This window comes from uncultured Gulosibacter sp. (genome assembly GCF_963509965.1).
Lineage (GTDB): Bacteria > Actinomycetota > Actinomycetes > Actinomycetales > Microbacteriaceae > Gulosibacter.
Map to the genome: position 1 here is coordinate 210,870 of NZ_CAUPDE010000002.1, position 17,175 is coordinate 228,044.

14 protein-coding genes and 1 tRNA gene are annotated in these 17,175 nt (G+C 62.6%); 8 read left to right on the top strand and 7 right to left on the bottom strand.

Going from position 1 to position 17,175, the window contains the following annotated elements; genetic code table 11:
• The first annotated feature begins 37 nt into the window (after positions 1–37).
• Positions 38–2,761: a 5'-nucleotidase C-terminal domain-containing protein gene (locus tag RQ865_RS02935; RefSeq protein WP_311477385.1), complete on the top strand. Its 2,724-nt coding sequence runs from the start codon at positions 38–40 to the stop codon at positions 2,759–2,761.
• A gap of 264 nt (positions 2,762–3,025) precedes the next feature.
• Here RQ865_RS02935 and radA read toward each other — a convergent pair whose 3' ends face one another.
• A complete protein-coding gene (gene radA / locus RQ865_RS02940; RefSeq protein ID WP_311477387.1) occupies positions 3,026–4,366 on the bottom strand; it encodes a DNA repair protein RadA in 1,341 nt (446 codons plus the stop codon).
• A 145-nt stretch (positions 4,367–4,511) separates the two neighbouring features.
• Here radA and RQ865_RS02945 point away from each other — a divergent pair.
• Positions 4,512–4,602, top strand: a tRNA-Ser gene (locus RQ865_RS02945).
• 138 nt (positions 4,603–4,740) lie between these two features.
• Here the strand turns inward: RQ865_RS02945 and RQ865_RS09800 are convergent.
• Positions 4,741–5,541 (bottom strand): Abi family protein, encoded by an 801-nt coding sequence (locus tag RQ865_RS09800; RefSeq protein WP_399521794.1) that lies wholly within the window; start codon positions 5,539–5,541, stop codon positions 4,741–4,743.
• A gap of 318 nt (positions 5,542–5,859) precedes the next feature.
• Positions 5,860–6,486, bottom strand: coding sequence for a hypothetical protein (locus RQ865_RS02950; RefSeq protein ID WP_311477389.1), 627 nt, complete (start codon positions 6,484–6,486; stop codon positions 5,860–5,862).
• Positions 6,487–6,978: 492 nt separating this feature from the next.
• Here RQ865_RS02950 and RQ865_RS02955 point away from each other — a divergent pair, with 492 nt between their 5' ends.
• The 5 genes from RQ865_RS02955 to RQ865_RS02975 are packed head-to-tail and all read left to right on the top strand — an operon-like array spanning position 6,979 to position 13,083.
• The gene (locus RQ865_RS02955) at positions 6,979–8,583 is read left to right on the top strand and encodes an ABC transporter substrate-binding protein (RefSeq protein ID WP_311477391.1); all 1,605 of its coding nucleotides are present in this window, start codon (positions 6,979–6,981) and stop codon (positions 8,581–8,583) included.
• Positions 8,580–9,566 carry an ABC transporter permease gene (locus tag RQ865_RS02960; protein ID WP_311477393.1) on the top strand — a complete coding sequence of 329 codons (987 nt, stop codon included), beginning with the start codon at positions 8,580–8,582 and terminating at the stop codon, positions 9,564–9,566. Before RQ865_RS02955 ends, RQ865_RS02960 begins: the two co-directional genes overlap by 4 nt.
• Positions 9,563–10,411: an ABC transporter permease gene (locus RQ865_RS02965; protein WP_311477395.1), complete on the top strand. Its 849-nt coding sequence runs from the start codon at positions 9,563–9,565 to the stop codon at positions 10,409–10,411. Before RQ865_RS02960 ends, RQ865_RS02965 begins: the two co-directional genes overlap by 4 nt.
• Positions 10,408–12,015, top strand: a complete 1,608-nt coding sequence (nikE, locus tag RQ865_RS02970) for an ABC transporter ATP-binding protein (RefSeq protein ID WP_311477397.1) — start codon at positions 10,408–10,410, stop codon at positions 12,013–12,015. Before RQ865_RS02965 ends, nikE begins: the two co-directional genes overlap by 4 nt.
• Complete coding sequence (locus RQ865_RS02975) at positions 12,016–13,083, top strand: peptidase C39 family protein (RefSeq protein WP_311477399.1); 1,068 nt, start codon at positions 12,016–12,018, stop codon at positions 13,081–13,083.
• On the opposite strand, the gene RQ865_RS02980 is transcribed toward RQ865_RS02975, so the two are convergent.
• The 3 genes from RQ865_RS02980 to RQ865_RS02990 form a co-directional block, all read right to left on the bottom strand.
• Positions 13,067–13,624 carry a hypothetical protein gene (locus tag RQ865_RS02980; protein ID WP_311477401.1) on the bottom strand — a complete coding sequence of 186 codons (558 nt, stop codon included), beginning with the start codon at positions 13,622–13,624 and terminating at the stop codon, positions 13,067–13,069. The genes RQ865_RS02975 and RQ865_RS02980 overlap by 17 nt on opposite strands.
• Positions 13,621–14,109, bottom strand: coding sequence for a hypothetical protein (locus RQ865_RS02985; RefSeq protein WP_311477402.1), 489 nt, complete (start codon positions 14,107–14,109; stop codon positions 13,621–13,623). Before RQ865_RS02985 ends, RQ865_RS02980 begins: the two co-directional genes overlap by 4 nt.
• 131 nt (positions 14,110–14,240) lie before the next feature.
• On the bottom strand, positions 14,241–15,140 hold the full coding sequence (locus RQ865_RS02990; protein WP_311477404.1) for a rhodanese-related sulfurtransferase: 900 nt from the start codon (positions 15,138–15,140) through the stop codon (positions 14,241–14,243).
• Between the two features lie 89 nt (positions 15,141–15,229).
• Here RQ865_RS02990 and RQ865_RS02995 point away from each other — a divergent pair, with 89 nt between their 5' ends.
• A complete protein-coding gene (locus RQ865_RS02995; protein WP_311477406.1) occupies positions 15,230–16,333 on the top strand; it encodes an enoyl-CoA hydratase/isomerase family protein in 1,104 nt (367 codons plus the stop codon).
• Here RQ865_RS02995 and RQ865_RS03000 read toward each other — a convergent pair.
• The gene (locus RQ865_RS03000; RefSeq protein WP_311477408.1) at positions 16,330–17,148 is read right to left on the bottom strand and encodes an HpcH/HpaI aldolase/citrate lyase family protein; all 819 of its coding nucleotides are present in this window, start codon (positions 17,146–17,148) and stop codon (positions 16,330–16,332) included. The genes RQ865_RS02995 and RQ865_RS03000 overlap by 4 nt on opposite strands.
• Between the last annotated feature and the right edge of the window lie 27 nt (positions 17,149–17,175).

Consider the following 17,175-nt stretch of genomic DNA (forward strand, 5'->3'; position numbering starts at 1 on the left):
CTGAGTCCAGGCTGACGAATCACTGAGGAGGGGCCGAGTGGCTCATAAGAAGAATTTCGCGCGCGGCGCAGTCGCTAGCGTCGTCGGTGGGCTGCTCGCCTTCGCCGGCCTCGCAGTGCCCGCCTTCGCTGACGAATCACTGCACAACACCGAGATCATTTCTCCGGCTGCCGACCTGGCCGAAGGCCAGAAGCAGATCAACATCGTGTCGTACAACGACTTCCACGGTCGGCTCTCAAACCTCGAGGCATTTGCCGGAGGTTCGCTAGCCATCACCGACAAGTTCGGTGCCGAGAACACGCTGTTCGTTGCCAACGGCGACCAGGTGGGCGCCTCGGAGTTTGAATCTTCGCTGCAGAATGACGACCCCACGATCGACGCCCTGGTCGCCCTGAGCGAGGGCAGCCAGCACTCGTTTACCGTCGGTAATCACGAGTTTGACAAGGGGCAGGAAGACACTGAGCGCATCCGTCAACGCCTCGGCGGTACCCTCCTCGGTGCAAACGTCACCAAAAGTGACGGCTCGCTGCTGCTCGACCCCTATCGCATTTACGAAGTAAACGGCGTCAAGGTTGCCGTTATCGGTGCGGTCACCGACTCGACCCCGTCGGGTGTGTCGCCGCAGGGCATCCAGGGCCTCACCTTCAGCGACCCGGTTGACGCGGTGAACAAATACGCCGAAGAAATCAAACAGTCGGACGCCGCCGACATCATCATCGCCTCGTACCACGAGGGCGGCCCGACCACCGACCTCGACACCAACCTCGGCAACGAGGTGTTCTCGAAGATGGTGAAAGACACCTCAAACAAGGTCGACCTCGTGCTGCACGGCCACACCCACTACGCCTACAACTACGACATCACTGAACGTCGTGTCTTGCAGGCCGGTGAATACGGCAAGCAGGTTGGTCAGATCGTTTTCACCCTCGACGCTGACAACAAGGTCGTCAACACCGACAGCGCCGTGATCGACACCATCAAAGACAAGGCCCCGATTTACACGCGCGACAACCTCTCGTCGCAGTCGCAGCAGGTTTACGACAAGGTCGTGGGCATCAAGAGCGAAGCGTATGCAAAGGCCGAAGAGCTCGGCGCACGCGAAATCGGTGTGGTGAACGACGACATCACCCGCGCCTACACCTGGGCCGACGGCACCGCCGTCAAAGACGACCGCGCGCAGGCCTCATCGCTCGGCGTGCTCGTGGCCGACTCGATGCACACCTGGGCTAACGACAACACCACGGGTGCCGACCTGTCGATCATGAACCCGGGCGGTCTGCGTGCCGACATTGAGGGCGACGGGGTGCTCACCTACAAAGACGCCCAGACCGTGCTGCCCTTCACCAACACCCTCGCGCTGGTCACCCTCAACGGTGCACAGCTCAAACAGGTGCTCGAAGAGCAGTGGCAGCTCGACGCCAACGGTGAAGTTCCCAGCCGTCCCTACCTCCAGCTCGGCATCTCATCGAACGTTTCGTACACCACCGATGCATCCCGTGACCGTGGCGACCGCATCACCAGCGTCACCATCGACGGTAAGCCGCTCGACATGAACGCGCAGTACACCGCCGTGATGCCATCGTTCCTCGCCGCGGGTGGCGACAACTTCCACACCCTCGCCGAGGGCACCATGACCGACACCGGCTCGATCGACCTCGACGCTTTCGTGCAGTACGTCGACTCGCTCGAAAACAACGAGCTCAAGGCCCCCAAGGTTCGCCCGGGCGTCGACACCGAGGGCTTCTTCAACGGCTATGGTGAAGGCCCGACCGTGAAAGCTGGCGAAGACTTCACGTTCACCGTGAAAGACTTCAACCTGCGTTCGAAAGGTTTCACCGCCAACGAGACCATCGAAGTCAAGATCGGTGACAAGACTGTCGGCACCGCCAACGTAACGGGCGACACCGCCAAGGGCGAGACCGTTTCGGCCGAGATCACGCTCAACGCTCTCACCGAAGACCTCGCCGGTGAGCAGACCGTGACCCTGAACTTTGTCGAATCGGGCGCGGCCGCGCAGCTGCCGATCACCGTCGAAACATCGACCACGCCGATCGACCCGACCTCGACCGTTACCCTCGACAAGCGTTACGCTGCCGCCGGTGACGACCTCAAAATCACCCTCACCGGTTTCAAGCCGAACGCCGAGGTGGCCCTCGCCTTCCACTCGACTCCGGTCGATCTGGGCACGGTAACCACCGACGCATCCGGTGCGGCCACCCTCGACGCCAAGGTGCCGGCCGACGCCACCGGTGGCGACCACGAGGTGGTTGCAACTCAGGACGCAACCAAGGCCACGGCGCCGCTAACGATTTCCACGCTCGAGGTGGTGCCAGACAAGGCCAGCAGCGAAGAGTCGACCGCTGGGTTCTTCATCACTGGCGCCGGCTGGGAACCCGAGGTGAAGGTGACCGTCACCATCGAGGGGCCGGAGAATGCCCGCGAAGAGTTCACCGTGACCCCGGATGCGCACGGCACATTCACAGAACACATCACCTGGGCCACCTACGACCTTGAGTCGGGCAATGTAACCCAAAACAACCAGGAGTTCCCCGTGGGCGGCTACACCGTCACCGCGGTGCAGGGCGACGTCACCGTCACCACCACCTTCACGGTGACCGACGCAAACGGTGTGGTGACCGCTGGCGGCAAGAACCTCGCCGCGACCGGTGCCGACGGCAACCTGCTCGTGGGCGGTATCGCTGTGGCGCTGCTCGTCGCAGCTGCCGGTGCAACCCTCGTGGTAAAACGCCGCAACTCGTAGGCTGATCGCTCAATAGCGAGCTTCGCCCGCATCCCCATTTGCGAGGATGCGGGCGAAGCCCGTTTCCGTCGCCGTGCTGTCGCGTCGCCGCGTCGCGCACTCGCCGCCGCCGCGTTTGTGCTCGCGCCGCCGTTCGCGCTGTTGCTTTTCGCCTCGTGTGTGTCTGCGCGTTAATTGTGTGTGTTCTGCCACACACAATTAACGCGGAAACACACACCCGGGGAGAGTGGTGCTCTGGGGTGTGGCGCGCGCGAGTGCAACTCGCTAGCCGCGGTTACCAAACCCCGGGATCGCATCGGTCAACGCTTGCGAGAGGCGCCCCGCATCCGGCCCCACCGGCCCCTCGAAACCAAGCCGGCGCCCCTCAGTGACACGCTGTTTCTCGTTGGTGACATGCCGCAGATCACCGACGAGCGACACCTCACCAAACACCGCGAGCCGGTCTTCAAGTGCCGACTCAAGCTTCGCCGACGCCAACGCCGCCGCAATTGCCAGGTCGGCCGAGGGCTCCGTGAGCCGCACTCCGCCAACGGTCGACACATACACATCGTGCTGCGCGAACGAAAGACCGCAGCGCCGCTCAAGCACCGCCAACAGCATTGCCACGCGCCCCGCATCCACACCGTTCACCACCCGCCGCGGATTCGGCGCCTGCGTCGGCACCACGAGGGCCTGAATCTCAACTGGCAGCACCCGCTTGCCCTCGAGCGCCATCGTGACGCAGGTGCCCGGCACCGAACCATCCCGGTCGCTGATGAACAGTGCCGAAGGATCCGGCACCTCGCGCATCCCCTCACCGGTCATTTCAAAACACCCCACCTCATCGGTGGGCCCGAACCGGTTCTTCAGCGTGCGCACAAAACGCAGCGCAGTCTGCCGGTCGCCATCAACATGCGCCACCACATCCACCAGATGCTCGAGCAGCCGCGGCCCGGCAACCTGCCCGTCTTTGGTGACATGGCCCACAATGATCACCGGCAGCCCGCGCGATTTCGCCAGCCGAATCAGCGCCGACGCCACCTCACGTACCTGTGAGGGCTGGCCGGCAAGCGCATCCAGCTCGGCTGATGCGACCGTCTGCACCGAGTCGACAATCAGCAGCCGCGGCTGCACCTCATCCACATGCCCGAGCACGGTCGCAAGGTCGGTTTCGCTTGCGAGATAGAGCGTGGGATGCAGCGCATCGGTGCGTTCGGCACGCAGCCGCACCTGGCTTACCGACTCTTCGGCGCTCACATACAGCACCTTGGCGCCGAGGCTCGCGATCTTCGAAGCAGTGTCGATCAGCAGGGTCGATTTGCCCACCCCGGGCTCGCCGCTGAGTAAGATTGCCGCGCCCGGAACGATGCCGCCGCCGAGCACGCGATCGAACTCGCCGATACCGGTGGGCCAGTGCACGGCCTGCTGCGCATCGACCTCGGTGATGGGCTGTGCGGGGTTGGCGGGCGCGAGCGGTTCGGCACGAAACTGCGGGCCGCCGCCTGGAGCTGCCCGCTCTTCAACGGTGCCCCAGGCCTGACATTCGGGGCAGCGGCCAACCCACTTGACGGCCTCGTAGCCGCACTCACTGCACACATAGGCCGGTCGGTTTCGTTTCGTCGCCATACGGCAAGCCTATTGGGTGCTGCCGACACCGGCGCGGTAGCGGCAACATTGATTCACAGTCAACACCGACGGCGCGGTTTGGGGGATGCGTCACACTGGCCGGGCGATTTGCGTGATCCTGTCGGGGCGTGTAACGTCGTTCGACGGTGACGTGTCCGAGCGGCCGAAGGTGCGACACTCGAAATGTCGTGTAGGGCAACCCCCTACCGTGGGTTCAAATCCCACCGTCACCGCCATATGGCAAGGCCCCGAATCTCCTAGAACACTCTGGGGGAGGCGGGGCCTTCTTCGCTTTCAAGATCATGCCGTGGGAACGGAGCCCGAACACATAAATACCAAGTCGCCGACGGCGCGTGTCTTGCGAGCACTGACACCTAGGAAATGGACTTTGCGGTACTCATGTCGGGTCGGCGCGCGATAACCTCACTCACGCGGCTTTGCTGACTGATCCACGTCGCAAGGTTGGGGTCGATGTATCCAGCGAGTGTGATTATCTGATCGTACTTTTCGGACACATCAAGAGCCCAGATACGGTGGTGGTGCCCGATTCTGTTTCGGAAATCTCTGAGTGAGGAGACAATGTCACGCACGGGGTCTTGACTTCGGCCTTCCATATATGGGAACCCTGAGGCGATGTCTGGCCAGAGAGACATTTGTGACTTCGACACCATCTGGTGCCAAAATCCGAATGAGATTTCCGAAATCACCTGTTCTGGGGTAAGAGGTTTCTTATTACTCTTCACTCGACCGATTGCCTTATCAATATCTACGTAGGGATAGGCGTGCTTACGGGCCCCTGAGCCACGATCTCTTCCAAGTTCTCGAGCCTCGTCAAAGATCCAGTGGCCAGAGCGGCCCTTAGCAGTGTGCCTTGCGGTCATCTGACGGTCGACTGTGTTTCGAAGCGCGACCTCAAGGTGGCCGAGGGGCGCCAAGAACGCAGCTGATAGCTCAGCGTTCCACCCGTAGAGTTGCATTGCTCGTTGTGTGTCTCCATCGCACGCATCGAGATAGTGCCGCAGGCGCGCTTGCCCGAAATGACGCTCAAAGAAGTTCCAGGTCTGAGAGTTGCCCATTTCGCTCGCGATCTTGTAGGCTAGTGGTGAACACCCCGGAACCGTCCCTGTAGTCCTCTTCTGAGGGCCGATCAAACGGCCGGGGTTTTGTTTTCCCATTTTGCCAGATCAATGAGCTCGGGCTCGTTCCTTGTAGCTTTCGATCAGGCTCTGCATGCGGTGTGCGACCGTGTCTAGTGCGCTAACAGTCTCGATGATCTTCGGGCGGATCGTCATCATGTAGACCATCAACAGATCCGATGATTTCAGTGCTGCTCACCGAGAGGTGAAGGTGCCGAAGAGGTCGAGGAGACCGAAGCCCCGCCTCACGCACCGCAGCACCGTGCGCTACTCCCGAGTTGCTCGACGAAGACCTCGACAACGTGGCCGCCGCGTCCGATCAGCAGCATGGAAAGCACGGGTTGGCGATTGAGCTCTCTAATTTTGATCGAGCTCTTTACACTTCTTGGCAAGAGCCTTGTCTGTGAGAGAAGGCAAGAAGCCCGAAAGGTTATTGGACAGCTCATCCCGTTCTTTATCTGTCAGACCCATGGCATTGGCGACCGCCACAACTGACGTTGTAGCCGCAAAAGCAGACTCTGCAAAGATTTCACGTTCACTGCGTTTGAGAATGCAAGTGAGATCGCGCAACGCTCTGGTCATCAGCTTCAAATGGGTCACAAGCACATCGCGCTGACTTTGCTGGGCTCGATCGATGTCTTCGGCGAGGGGGGCGAGCCGATGGAGGGCCCAAAGCAGCACAAAGACGTGATGACGCACTTCGGCGTTGGCATGCCGACCCACGAATAGATCACCACCACGGCCTTTTTTAGTGCGCCTGCGAGATCGTGGACTCTTCCGAAATTGCGACACCCAATCAGTCATCTCCTTGCGGGAGGTAGCCACGGGGTGAGTGGTCAGATCCTTGATCGCTTCACCGAGGCTTCGGACTGCCGCCGCACGATTACTGCGACACGTCTCGACAAGAAAGAAGACAACTTGAACTATCAAAGTCATCGCCATTAAGACGACGGTTATCTCGGTAACCCAGCTCGCTTCTGTCATCCCTGCCCTGCCTTTGTTGATCCGCCTTGCAGGGCAAGCCTATTCCGACTACAGACCTATCGGAAGCACTTGCGAGTCCGCCGTAGCTGTCGGGCGCAAATGGGGCGGCATCGGGTTCTCCGGAGGCGCGATACGAGCTCAAATCCCACCGTCACCGCCATCGTGAATGAGGCTCCGCCAGCAGCGGAACCCCAGTTATTTTTCGTCGCCATGATGCCTCGTGAAGTGCTTCACCATCGCTGCGGTACACCGATATCACTGCGGTACACCGGTATTGCGGTGTACCTCGAGCGCTGCGGTGTACCGCGAGGCTCGACGCGGCGGGCGCGCCGCATTACGTACGAAGAAGCGGCGCATTGTTGGGCCATAACTTGTGGGTTAGTCTGTGGCGACCGTCGAGGCGAACCGGCTAGCGGCTGCGCTGACCCGCAGCCGAGTTCGGGCCCGGCACGCTTCGCAGCCCACCAGTAGATGCACGAGGTTTCTTCCGCCATGACCCCAGCAAAATTGCGGCAGCGCCTGCGCCGCAGCGCCGCGGCGGTGATCGTCGCCGCATTCGCACTGGTTGGCTGCGCGCCACCAACACCCACCGAAGTGGGGCCCGACACTGGCGAAGAAATCGCTACCGTCACCGCAGCCCTGCCCGGCTCGGTGTCGAGCCTGTACGTCGGGCATGAGGCCGGCATCCTCAACTACTATCTCGCCGCTATCGGGCAAGAAGGGCTCACCACGCTCGACGCCAACGGCAATGTGCAGCCTGCGCTCGCTGAATCGTGGGAACAGCCCGATGACACCACCTATGTGTTCACGCTGCGCGATGGCGCCAAGTTTCAAGACGGCAGCGAGGTCACCGTCGAAGACGTGGTGTTCAGCCTCGAAACCGCCCGCGACCCCGAACTATCGCCGGGCCTGAGCTATTACCTCACCCGTGTCGACCGCATTAGTGCCGTCGGCGATAACCGCATCGAGATCACCCTCAACGCACCCGACGGTGCCTTCCTCAAGAACATGTCGAGCGCCGGCGCGGGGTTCATCACCTCGAAGCGGTTCTGGCAAGAACATGACGGCAAAATCGGCAATAGTCGCTCGCTGGTTTTGGGCACAGGGCCCTACCGGGTCACCGAGTTTGTACCCGACTCGCACGTGAGCTACGAGCGCGTTGACACCTGGTGGGGTGGCGTGCCGAAGGTGAAGAAGCTCACCGTGAAGTTCATCCCCGATGAGTCGACACGGCTGCTCGCGGCACGCTCGGGGGAGATTGATATCGCCTTCAGCGTGCCGGTGCAGCAGAGCCGGTCGTGGCAGCAGGTGCCGGATATGCGCATCGAAAACGCGCCCGACCTCAGCTATGTGGGCCTCTATTTCAACACCAGCGTGAAACCGTTCGACGATCCGAAGGTGCGCGAGGCGTTTGCTCACTCGTTTGACCGCCGCGCGGTGGCCGAAAATCTGCTGCGAAATCAGGGTGAAGCGGCCACCACCATCATGACTCCTGAGTCGCTGGCCACCGTGTACGACGCCGATCAGGCGCGCAAGAAACTCGCCGAGGTGCCGCAGCGCGAGTTTGATCTCGACCGGGCCAGGGCTGCACTTGCCGACTCATCGCAGCCGAACGGTTTTGAGACCGAAATGCTCGTTCCCGCCACCGGGCCGCACCTGAAACAGGCCGCTCTTGCCTATGCCGAAAACCTCGCCACAATCGGTGTCACGCTCAAAGTGCGCGAGGTGCCGATCGAAGAGTGGCTCGCCGCAGCCGATGTTTCGGCAGGCTACGGCGTGAACTACATGTGGTACTTCTCAACGCTCGGCCAGCCGGAAGAGATTTCGAGTTTTATGCTCGGTGCGGGCAATGTGAGCGGCTATGACAACCCGCAGATACAGGATCTGCTCGCGCAGGCGATAGCCGAAACCGACACCAAAAAACGAATCGAACTGCTGCTCGAGGTCGAAAAACTGCAGGCGGCCGACATTATTGATGTGCCGCTGTGGTGGGGGCAGTCGATCACCGCCGTCAAAACCGATCTCGGTATCCGCGACCTGTCACCGTACCGTTTCGTCACCTGCTGGCCGGCCGCACTGTATCGGGCGGCAACATGAGCGCGGCTGTAAACGCCACCAGGCGCCGGTTTGGCGACACGTTCATTGGGATGCTCACGACACGGCTCGTGGGAATCGCGGTGGTTTTGTTTGTGCTCACCTTCGTGGTGTTTGCGCTCATGCACCTTGCCCCTGGTGATCTGGTGAAAACGCTGCTCGGTAATCGACCCGCCAACCCCGAGGCAGTCGCGGCGATCCGCGAGAAATATCAGCTGGATGAACCGCTACTCACCCAGTATGGGGTTTGGCTTGGCAATGTGCTCACCGGCAACTATGGCGACTCGATTCGGCTGCAGGTGCCGGTGGCGCAGGCAATCGGGGATCGCATCCCCACCACGTTCTGGATGTGTGCGCTCGCGTTTGTGATGTCGGTGCTCATCGCCGTGCCGCTCGGGATTCGCGGTGCGGTGCGCCCGCGCGGCGCTGTCGACCGGGTGGGTTCTTGGCTGGCGGTGCTGGGAATCTCGGCGCCCACCTTCGCGGTGGGTGTGCTGCTGCTGTACGTGTTTTCGTACTACCTGCCGATCTTTCCGGTGTATGGCACCGGTGACGGCTTTTTCGACATGCTCTACCACCTCATCCTGCCCGCGTTTTCGCTGACCGTGGGGTTGGCGGCGATCTTGCTGAAACTGACCCGCACCGCCATGGTGGGGGCGTTGAACTCTGACTATGTGACAGGGATGCGCGCCCGCGGTATTCCCGAACGGCAGGTTGAGCGGGTGGCGCTGCGCAATGCGGCCATGCCGATCATCACCGCGGCGAGTCTTGTGCTCACCTTCCTGGTGGGTGGCACGCTACTGGCCGAAACCACGTTTGCGCTTCCGGGCCTCGGGAAGCTGTTGGCAGATTCGGTGATGTTTAAGGACATTCCGGTGGTGCAGGCAGCCACGCTGCTCATTGCCGCGCTGATCGCGGTGATCGCGCTACTGGCCGATATCGCGTTCTGGCTGCTCGACCCTCGTCAGCGCAGGAGTCGGTCATGAGTACCCCCAAAACAAAAGTATTGACGGTGCCGGCCGCTCATACCCGGCGACGCATCCCGTATGTGGCGCTGGCGGTGCTCGCGGTGGCAACTTTCGTCGCGATCTTCGGCAACCTCATCGTGCCGGATGCAACCAAACAAGATCTGCTTGCCGGTGCGGTGCCGCCGCTGAGCTATCAGCATCCACTGGGCACTGACGATCTCGGCCGGGATGTGCTGAAACTCGCGGTTGGCGGCGCCGCCTCGGCGCTGGTGGGGCCGGTGCTGGTGGCACTCGGCTCAATGGTGCTTGGGATACTGCTGGGTAGCCTCGCGGGATACGAGCGCGGCTGGGTAGACACGGTGATTGGCCGCTGGACCGATTTGCTGCTGGCACTACCCGTGCTGCTGTTGGCGCTCGTGGTGGGCGGTATTCTCGGCACGAACTATTGGGTCACCGTGCTGCTACTTGTCGTGCTGTTTTCGCCCAGTGATATTCGGATCGTGCGGGCGGGAGTGCTCGATCAGTCGACCCGCGCCTATGTCGAGGCGACGAGGATGCTCAACCTGTCGCGTTGGCGGATCATGTTTCGGCATGTGCTGCCGAACGTGCTGCCGTTGATCATCACCAACACGATGCTGAATGTGACGTTCGCGCTGGTTTCGTTTTCATCGCTGTCGTTTTTGGGGGTCGGTGTGCCCAGCGATGCGGCCGATTGGGGGCGGCAGCTGGCCGACGGCCGCCACCTGATTTTTGAGAACCCGGCCGCGGCACTGGTGCCGGCGCTGTTGATTATTGCGGTGGCGATGTCGGCGAATGTGGTGGGCGACTGGTTGGGTGAGAAACTGGAGCGAGGTCGGGCATGAACTCGGTAACAACATCGACCGCGATGGTTGCCGTCGAGCGGCTCAGCGTGAACGGGCCCCGCGGCGAAGTGATTGTGCATCCCTGGAGCGCCGAGGTGGGCAGGGGCGAAACGCTCGCGCTCATCGGCGAGTCTGGTGCGGGTAAAACTCTCTCGGCGAAAGCCCTGATTGGTTTGCTGGCGCCGGGCATTGCCGCCACTGGCGCACTGGTCGTGAACGGCACCCGCTATCAGCTGGGGCAGTCTGATAGCCAGTGGCGGAAGCTGCGGGGCCGGTTGGTAACGATGGTGCTGCAAGATCCGTTTACGGCGCTGAGCCCGGTGCATCGCATCGGCGACCAGATCGGCTGGACGATCGACGCACATGCCAAAAAGCTTTCGCGCCGACAGCGAGCTGAACGCATCCGTGCCGCGCTTGCAGAGGTGCGCTTGCCGGCCGAAACTGCCGAACAATATCCGCATCAGCTTTCGGGCGGGATGCGGCAGCGTGCCGCGATTGCGGCCGCGCTCGCCTCGCAACCGCAGCTGGTGATTGCTGACGAACCGACCACTGCATTGGATGCATCCAACCAGGCCGGTATTCTCGAGCTGCTCGACTGGTTGGGGCGTGAGCGTGGCATCGCCGTGCTGCTCATCACCCACGACCTCGGAATTGTGCGCGACTACGCCGACCGGGTGCTGGTGATGCGGCAGGGCGAGATTGTTGAGCGGGCGAGTGCGAGCGAGCTGTTCACCGCACCGCAACACGAGTACACCCGTTCGCTGCTCGCAGCCGACCCGGTGACGGCGATGCGTAACGGTGAGCTCGCAAGCGCCTCGGGCGCCGCGGATACGAGCCAGACGCCGGTGCTGCGCGCCACCGGTATTACGAAAGCGTTTGCCGGGCGGCAGGTGCTCGATGGTGTCGATTTTGAGGTGCGCAGCGGCGAGATCGTGGGCCTGGTGGGTGAGTCGGGGTCGGGTAAGTCGACACTGATGCGCTGCATCGCCGGTCTTGAATTGGAGGATGCGGGCACGATTGCGTTCGACGGGGTGCCGGTGCGGCCGGGTCGACGCGACCGCACCCCGCAGATGGCGCAGATTGTTTTTCAAGACCCCTATTCGTCACTGAACCCGATGTTCACCGTCGGTGACACGCTGCGCGAGGCGCTGCGGGTGGCGGGGCGTGCAGCGAGTGAGGCTGCCGAGCTGCTCGAGCAGGTGGGGCTGTCGGCCGAGTATTTGCGTCGCCGGCCGGCTTCGCTTTCTGGAGGTCAGCGCCAGCGGGTGGCGATTGCTCGCGCGCTGGCACCGCGGCCAAAACTGCTGATTTGCGATGAATCGGTATCGGCGCTCGATGTTTCGGTGCAGGCGAAAATCTTGGCGCTGCTGCAACGGTTGCGAGATGAAACCGGGCAGGCGATCGCGCTGGTGTCACACGACCTCGGGGTGGTGCTGGCGGTTACCGACCGGGTTGCGGTGTTGCGTGACGGGGTGGTGATCGAATCGGGCCGCTCGGCAGAGGTGTTTGACAACCCGCAGCATGACTACACGCGGCAGCTGGTGTCGGCAGCGCACGGGCGCCAGATGCGAGATGATGAACACCCCGACGTGAAGGAGCCCTAGGTGCAACTACAGACGCTGCCACTGAACGACACTCCCACTGAAGCCCAGCTGGCGCCGGTTACGGCACTCACCGACGGAAAGCTCACCGAAACCTGGCGGCGTTCGCGGCACCCCTACTCACCGCAGCTGCACCTGGGTGACGGCGTCGCTTTTTTGACGATGCGACGCGCACACACCGCGGTGACGAAAGTCGTCGCCTCGGCGTGGCACGAATCGGCGGATATTGACGGGGCAGTCGCGGCGCTACTTGACTACAGCCGCGAGCGAGGGGATGCGCGGCTGCTGTGGGAGATCCCGGCGGAGCCACCGGCGCATCCCGAAAACATTCGCGAGGTGCTCACCCGGGCCGGTGGCTGGCAGCTGCGCGAGCCCTATGCATCCGCCGACGGCACTGAGAACGTTGCGGGTTGGGCGCTAGCTGCGGGCGGTGGGCGTCACCCCGAACCGCCGTACTATGCGCAGACCACCGACTTCACCTGCGGGGCGGTATCGGCACTGTTGACGGTGAACCACCTCACCGGCGGCGGGCTTGCGGGTGCCGACCGGCAGGGCGACCGGCGGGCGGAACTCGCGTTTTGGCGGCGCGCCACGAATATGCCGGCGATCGACCCGACTGCGCTACTTGTGGAGCTTGCCGCCGAGCTACCCGAACACGAGGTGTCGCTGTCGATCTCGCAAGACGGGCCGGTGCTGCTTGAGGGCAGTGACGGGTTCATGCGCGAGTCGAAAGTGCTGCTGCAGCACGAAGCGAGGATGCACGCCGAACAGGCGCGGCTGCGGATCGTGACCGAATGGCAGTCGGTGTCGACGCTCGCGGCAGCGCTACAGGCGGGTGCGGTTGCCATCGTGCTGATCGATGAGGTGCCGATGCACAATGATCCGACCCCGCACTGGGTGATCGCGCATGCGGCAGATGAGCGCTATATCTACATCCAAGACCCGTGGATTAACGCACCCGAGGGCGAAACCTGGCTCGATGGGCACGATCTGCCGATTGCGATTGCCGAGTTTGATGCGATGGCACGCTGGGGCGACCCCGCCTATCGGGCCATCATCGAGGTGCGTTGATGCGGTCGGTGAAGCCTGCGGGTTGAGTGTGTGGCCCTGTCGGTTTTTGAAACGCGAGGATACTGCTGGCTACGGCGAGTGCGGCGAAAACGCCGAAGAGTACGAGGGCGATTATCATCGCCACGTCGGCGCTCACCCCGAATGCCCGATGCGCGAGTGACGCTGTTGCAGGTTCTTCCATGTCGCCAACGTCTTCAACGAATGCCGCGCACACGAAAATGGTTACCCACATCGCGCCCTGGCAACGGGCTGACCACTTTGGGAGCGCAAGAGCGCGCCGCGCTGTATCGCTGGCGAGTGTGATCGCGCTCAGTGCCCAGCACACGAAGATCATGATGGGGGCCACCGCGATGATCACGAGGAAGCCCATCCAGCCCACGGCCTGCCCGAAAAACAGCGCGCGCCCGTAGCTGAGCATGAACGCACCGAATAGCGGTGTCAGCCACTGCAACCAGAACATGACCCGGCCCAGGCCCGTCGGTTCCGGGCCTTGCGGTGCTGGCTGGGGCTGGTACTGCGGGGCGGGGGCGTTAGCGGTCATGATTGTTTCGCCTCTGGGTCGTGATTTGCTTGCGTGCGGTGCTCGCGAGCAGCTGCAATCTCGGCATCTTCTCGCCGCACGCGAGCAGCCCACAAAAACCAGCGGTGGGTGGCAAACGCCCAGACAACACCAACGAACAGAGTTGTGGTGAGGCGGTTGGTGCGGGCCTGTTCGCAGCCGATCGCATAGGCCAAACGGCCGTCGAGCCGGTCGACCTCGTCAGGGCCAAAATATTTGTACTCGGGCGGATTGATGTGCGTGTCGACCGCATCTTCTGCGGCATCCGGAACTATGTAGCTGCGGTACACCTCCACCGGTGCCACGTTGATGACCGGGCGGCACGGGGCTGCGGCTGTTTTGCCCGCGCTCACGAGATTGACCGACGGGGGAGCGCTCAGCATCACCGCCACCACCAGCACGCCGAGGCCTGCAAATAGCCGCGGAACCCACCTCAGCAGCCAGCTTCTTCGCTGCTTGGGAGTCATGGCTGCTCCGATCTGGGTTGGGTGAGGATCTCGATGCTTTCACAATAGGTGCAGCGTCGACGCAGCCCGTAATAATCGGCCCGAAATCGAGCTGAAAGCCCACCAAAATCATCCCCTGTGCCGAGGCACAGTTAGCTGGCGGCAGCCGAAGCCTCGCAGTACACATCCTGTTTGCCGCACTGATCGCACACCACCAGTCGCTGCTGGCAGGTGTCTTCGGCACAGTTTTGCAGGCGCGAGGTGGCGGCACCGCACAGCGTGCACTCACCAATCACTTTTGCCTCTGGCCCGAAATCGAGATGTTCGCGGCCATCAAACACGGTGAGTGAACCCTCCCAGAGCCCCTCGTTGCCGTAGCGTTCGCCGTAGCGCACGATGCCGCCGTCGATCTGATACACCTCGTTGAAACCACGGTTGATCATCAGCGCCGAAAGAATCTCACAGCGCACCCCGCCGGTGCAGTAGGTGACCACGGGCCGGTCTTTCATCCAGTCGTAGGCACCCGACTCGATCTCGCGGATAAAGTCGTGGGTGGTCACCGTGTTCGGCACCACCGCGCCCCGAAACCTCCCCACCGCAGCCTCGGCAGCATTGCGACCATCAAAGAACACGGTGTCGGGTTTTTCGGCCACCAGCTCATGCACCTGATCGGGGCTCAGGTGTGCACCACCGCCCACCACTCCGTGTTCATTCACCACCAGCTCATCCGGTGTGCCAAACGCGACAATCTCGGGGCGCACTTTCACACTCAGCCGCGGGAAATCGAGCGAGTAACCGTCGGCATCCACGCCGGTGCCCTCCGACCATTTCATATCGACGTTCTTGAACGCCGGATACGACTTGAGCGCGCGCACATACTGCTTACAGGGCACCACATCGCCGCCCACGGTGCCATTAATGCCGTGTTGTGACACCAGGATGCGGCCACGCAACCCCAGCCGTCGGCACAGCTCAAGCTGCCACAGTTTGATCGCCTCGGGGTCGGCAAGCGGGGTAAACACGTAATACAACAAAATCTTCGGGGTGGCCATGCTTCAATTTTCGCACTCGCGCGCGGATTGCGCGGCATAGCCGCTACAACACAGGCAGGCCGCGCAACCGGCGGTTTATGGTTGCTCGTATGAGCGACGCCACTATCGAACTGGCCAACGGCAACCTGCGCATCACTCGCAGCGGCCCCGGCGGCAGGCTCGGCATGATCGAACTCAACCGTCCCCGGCAGCTCAACGCTCTCACGGGAGCGATGATCGACGGGCTGGCCGAGGTGGTCGCGGCCTGGCGCCACGATGCGAGCGTCGAGCAGATCGTCATTTTTGGTGCCGGTGAGCGCGGCCTGTGCGCGGGTGGTGACGTGGCCGAGATTCGCGCTGCGCTGATTGCCGACGGTCATACCGGCGCTGCTGAGCGAGTGCTCGGCAGCGAGTATCGCCTCGATGCCACCTGGAGCGAACTGTCGCAGCCGGTGGTTGCGGTGATGGACGGCCACACGCTCGGCGGCGGTGTGGGGCTGTCGGGCCACGCCAGCATCCGGGTGGTCACCGAACGCAGCCGGGTGGGGATGCCGGAGGTAGCTATTGGATTCAGCCCCGATGTTGGCGGCAGCTACCTGCTGGCCCGCATGCCGGGCAGGCTCGGCGAGCACGCGGGCGTCACCGGTGCAAGATTGCGTGCGGCGGATGCGATCGCCACCGGTTTTGCCGACCGGTTCATCCCATCCGATCGCATCCCGCAATTGTTGGCGCGGTTAACGCACGAACCGGCGGCCGAAGTGGTTGCTGACCTTGCTGAGAATCCCGGTGAGTCGGCACTACTTGCCGAACGCGAGTGGCTCGACGAAGTGTACTCGGCGGCATCACTGCAAGAGATTGTTGCGCGGCTGCAAGAACACGCCCCCGAGCGTCGGGTTGCGGCCGAGGCGCTCGCGGCAATTACGGCCGCATCACCACTGGCCGCGGCGGCAACGCTCGAACTCGTGCGGCGTAACCGCCAGGCGGTGAACCTGCGGGCGGCCATCGACCTCGAGTTTCGGGTGGGGATGCGGCTGATTGCCGGCCACGACTTCAGCGAGGGGGTGCGGGCCATGCTGGTCGAGAAAGATCGGCAGCCGAAATGGCAACCCGCCTCACTGGATGAGGTGACACAGCAGCAGGTGGCGGCGCTATTTGCCGAGGCCGATGCGCCACGGATGGACTGGTCGCTCGAGCCGCTCGGGCGAAACGACTAGTAGCTGGCGATTTCGTCGGCGACCTTCTCACCGGTGCGCTGCGCAATGAACTCGCTGGTCAGCCGTTCGCTGGCGCGAGCGAGCATGGCGACATCGGCCCCAACCAGCACGAAGTCGATACCCGAATCGAGGTATTCGTGGGCGAGCGCCGGGTTAAACGCGTTAATACCCACGGGCTTACCGGCAGCCTTCGCAGCCCTGATCACGCGGTGCACCTGAGCCACCACATCGGGGTGCCCCTGCTGGCCAATGAGCCCCATTGACGCCGCCAGATCGCTGGGGCCAATGAACACGGCGTGCACACCATCGACGGCCAGGATCTCGGCCACGTTCTCGACCGCCTCGGCAGTTTCAATCTGCACGGTGAGTGACACAAACTCGTTGTTGGCGCGTTCGAGATAGTTGGGGATGCGATTCCAGCGGGCTGCCCGCGCCAGCGCCGAACCAACACCGCGGTTACCTGCCGGCGGGTAGAGCACTGCATCGACCGCTGCGGCTGCCTGCTCGGCGTTGTTTACCTTCGGCACCAGCAGGTTGACGGTTCCCAGGTCAAGGAACTGGCTGAGGAGCATCGGGTCGTTCTCTGGCACCCGCACCATCGGGGTGATCGGATAGGCGGCCACCACCTGGAGTTGCGATTGCAGCGATTCGAGGGTGAGTGCCGTGTGCTCGCCGTCGATGAGCAGCCAGTCGAGGCCCGAGCCCGCGGCAATTTCGGCGTTGACGAGCGAACCCGAACACACCCACATTCCCACCAGACCGCGATCAGCAGCCGCCAGCTGCTGATGGAAAGGCTTCGCCAATTGAATCGACATGTAATGGTCCCCATTCGTTCGTAATCA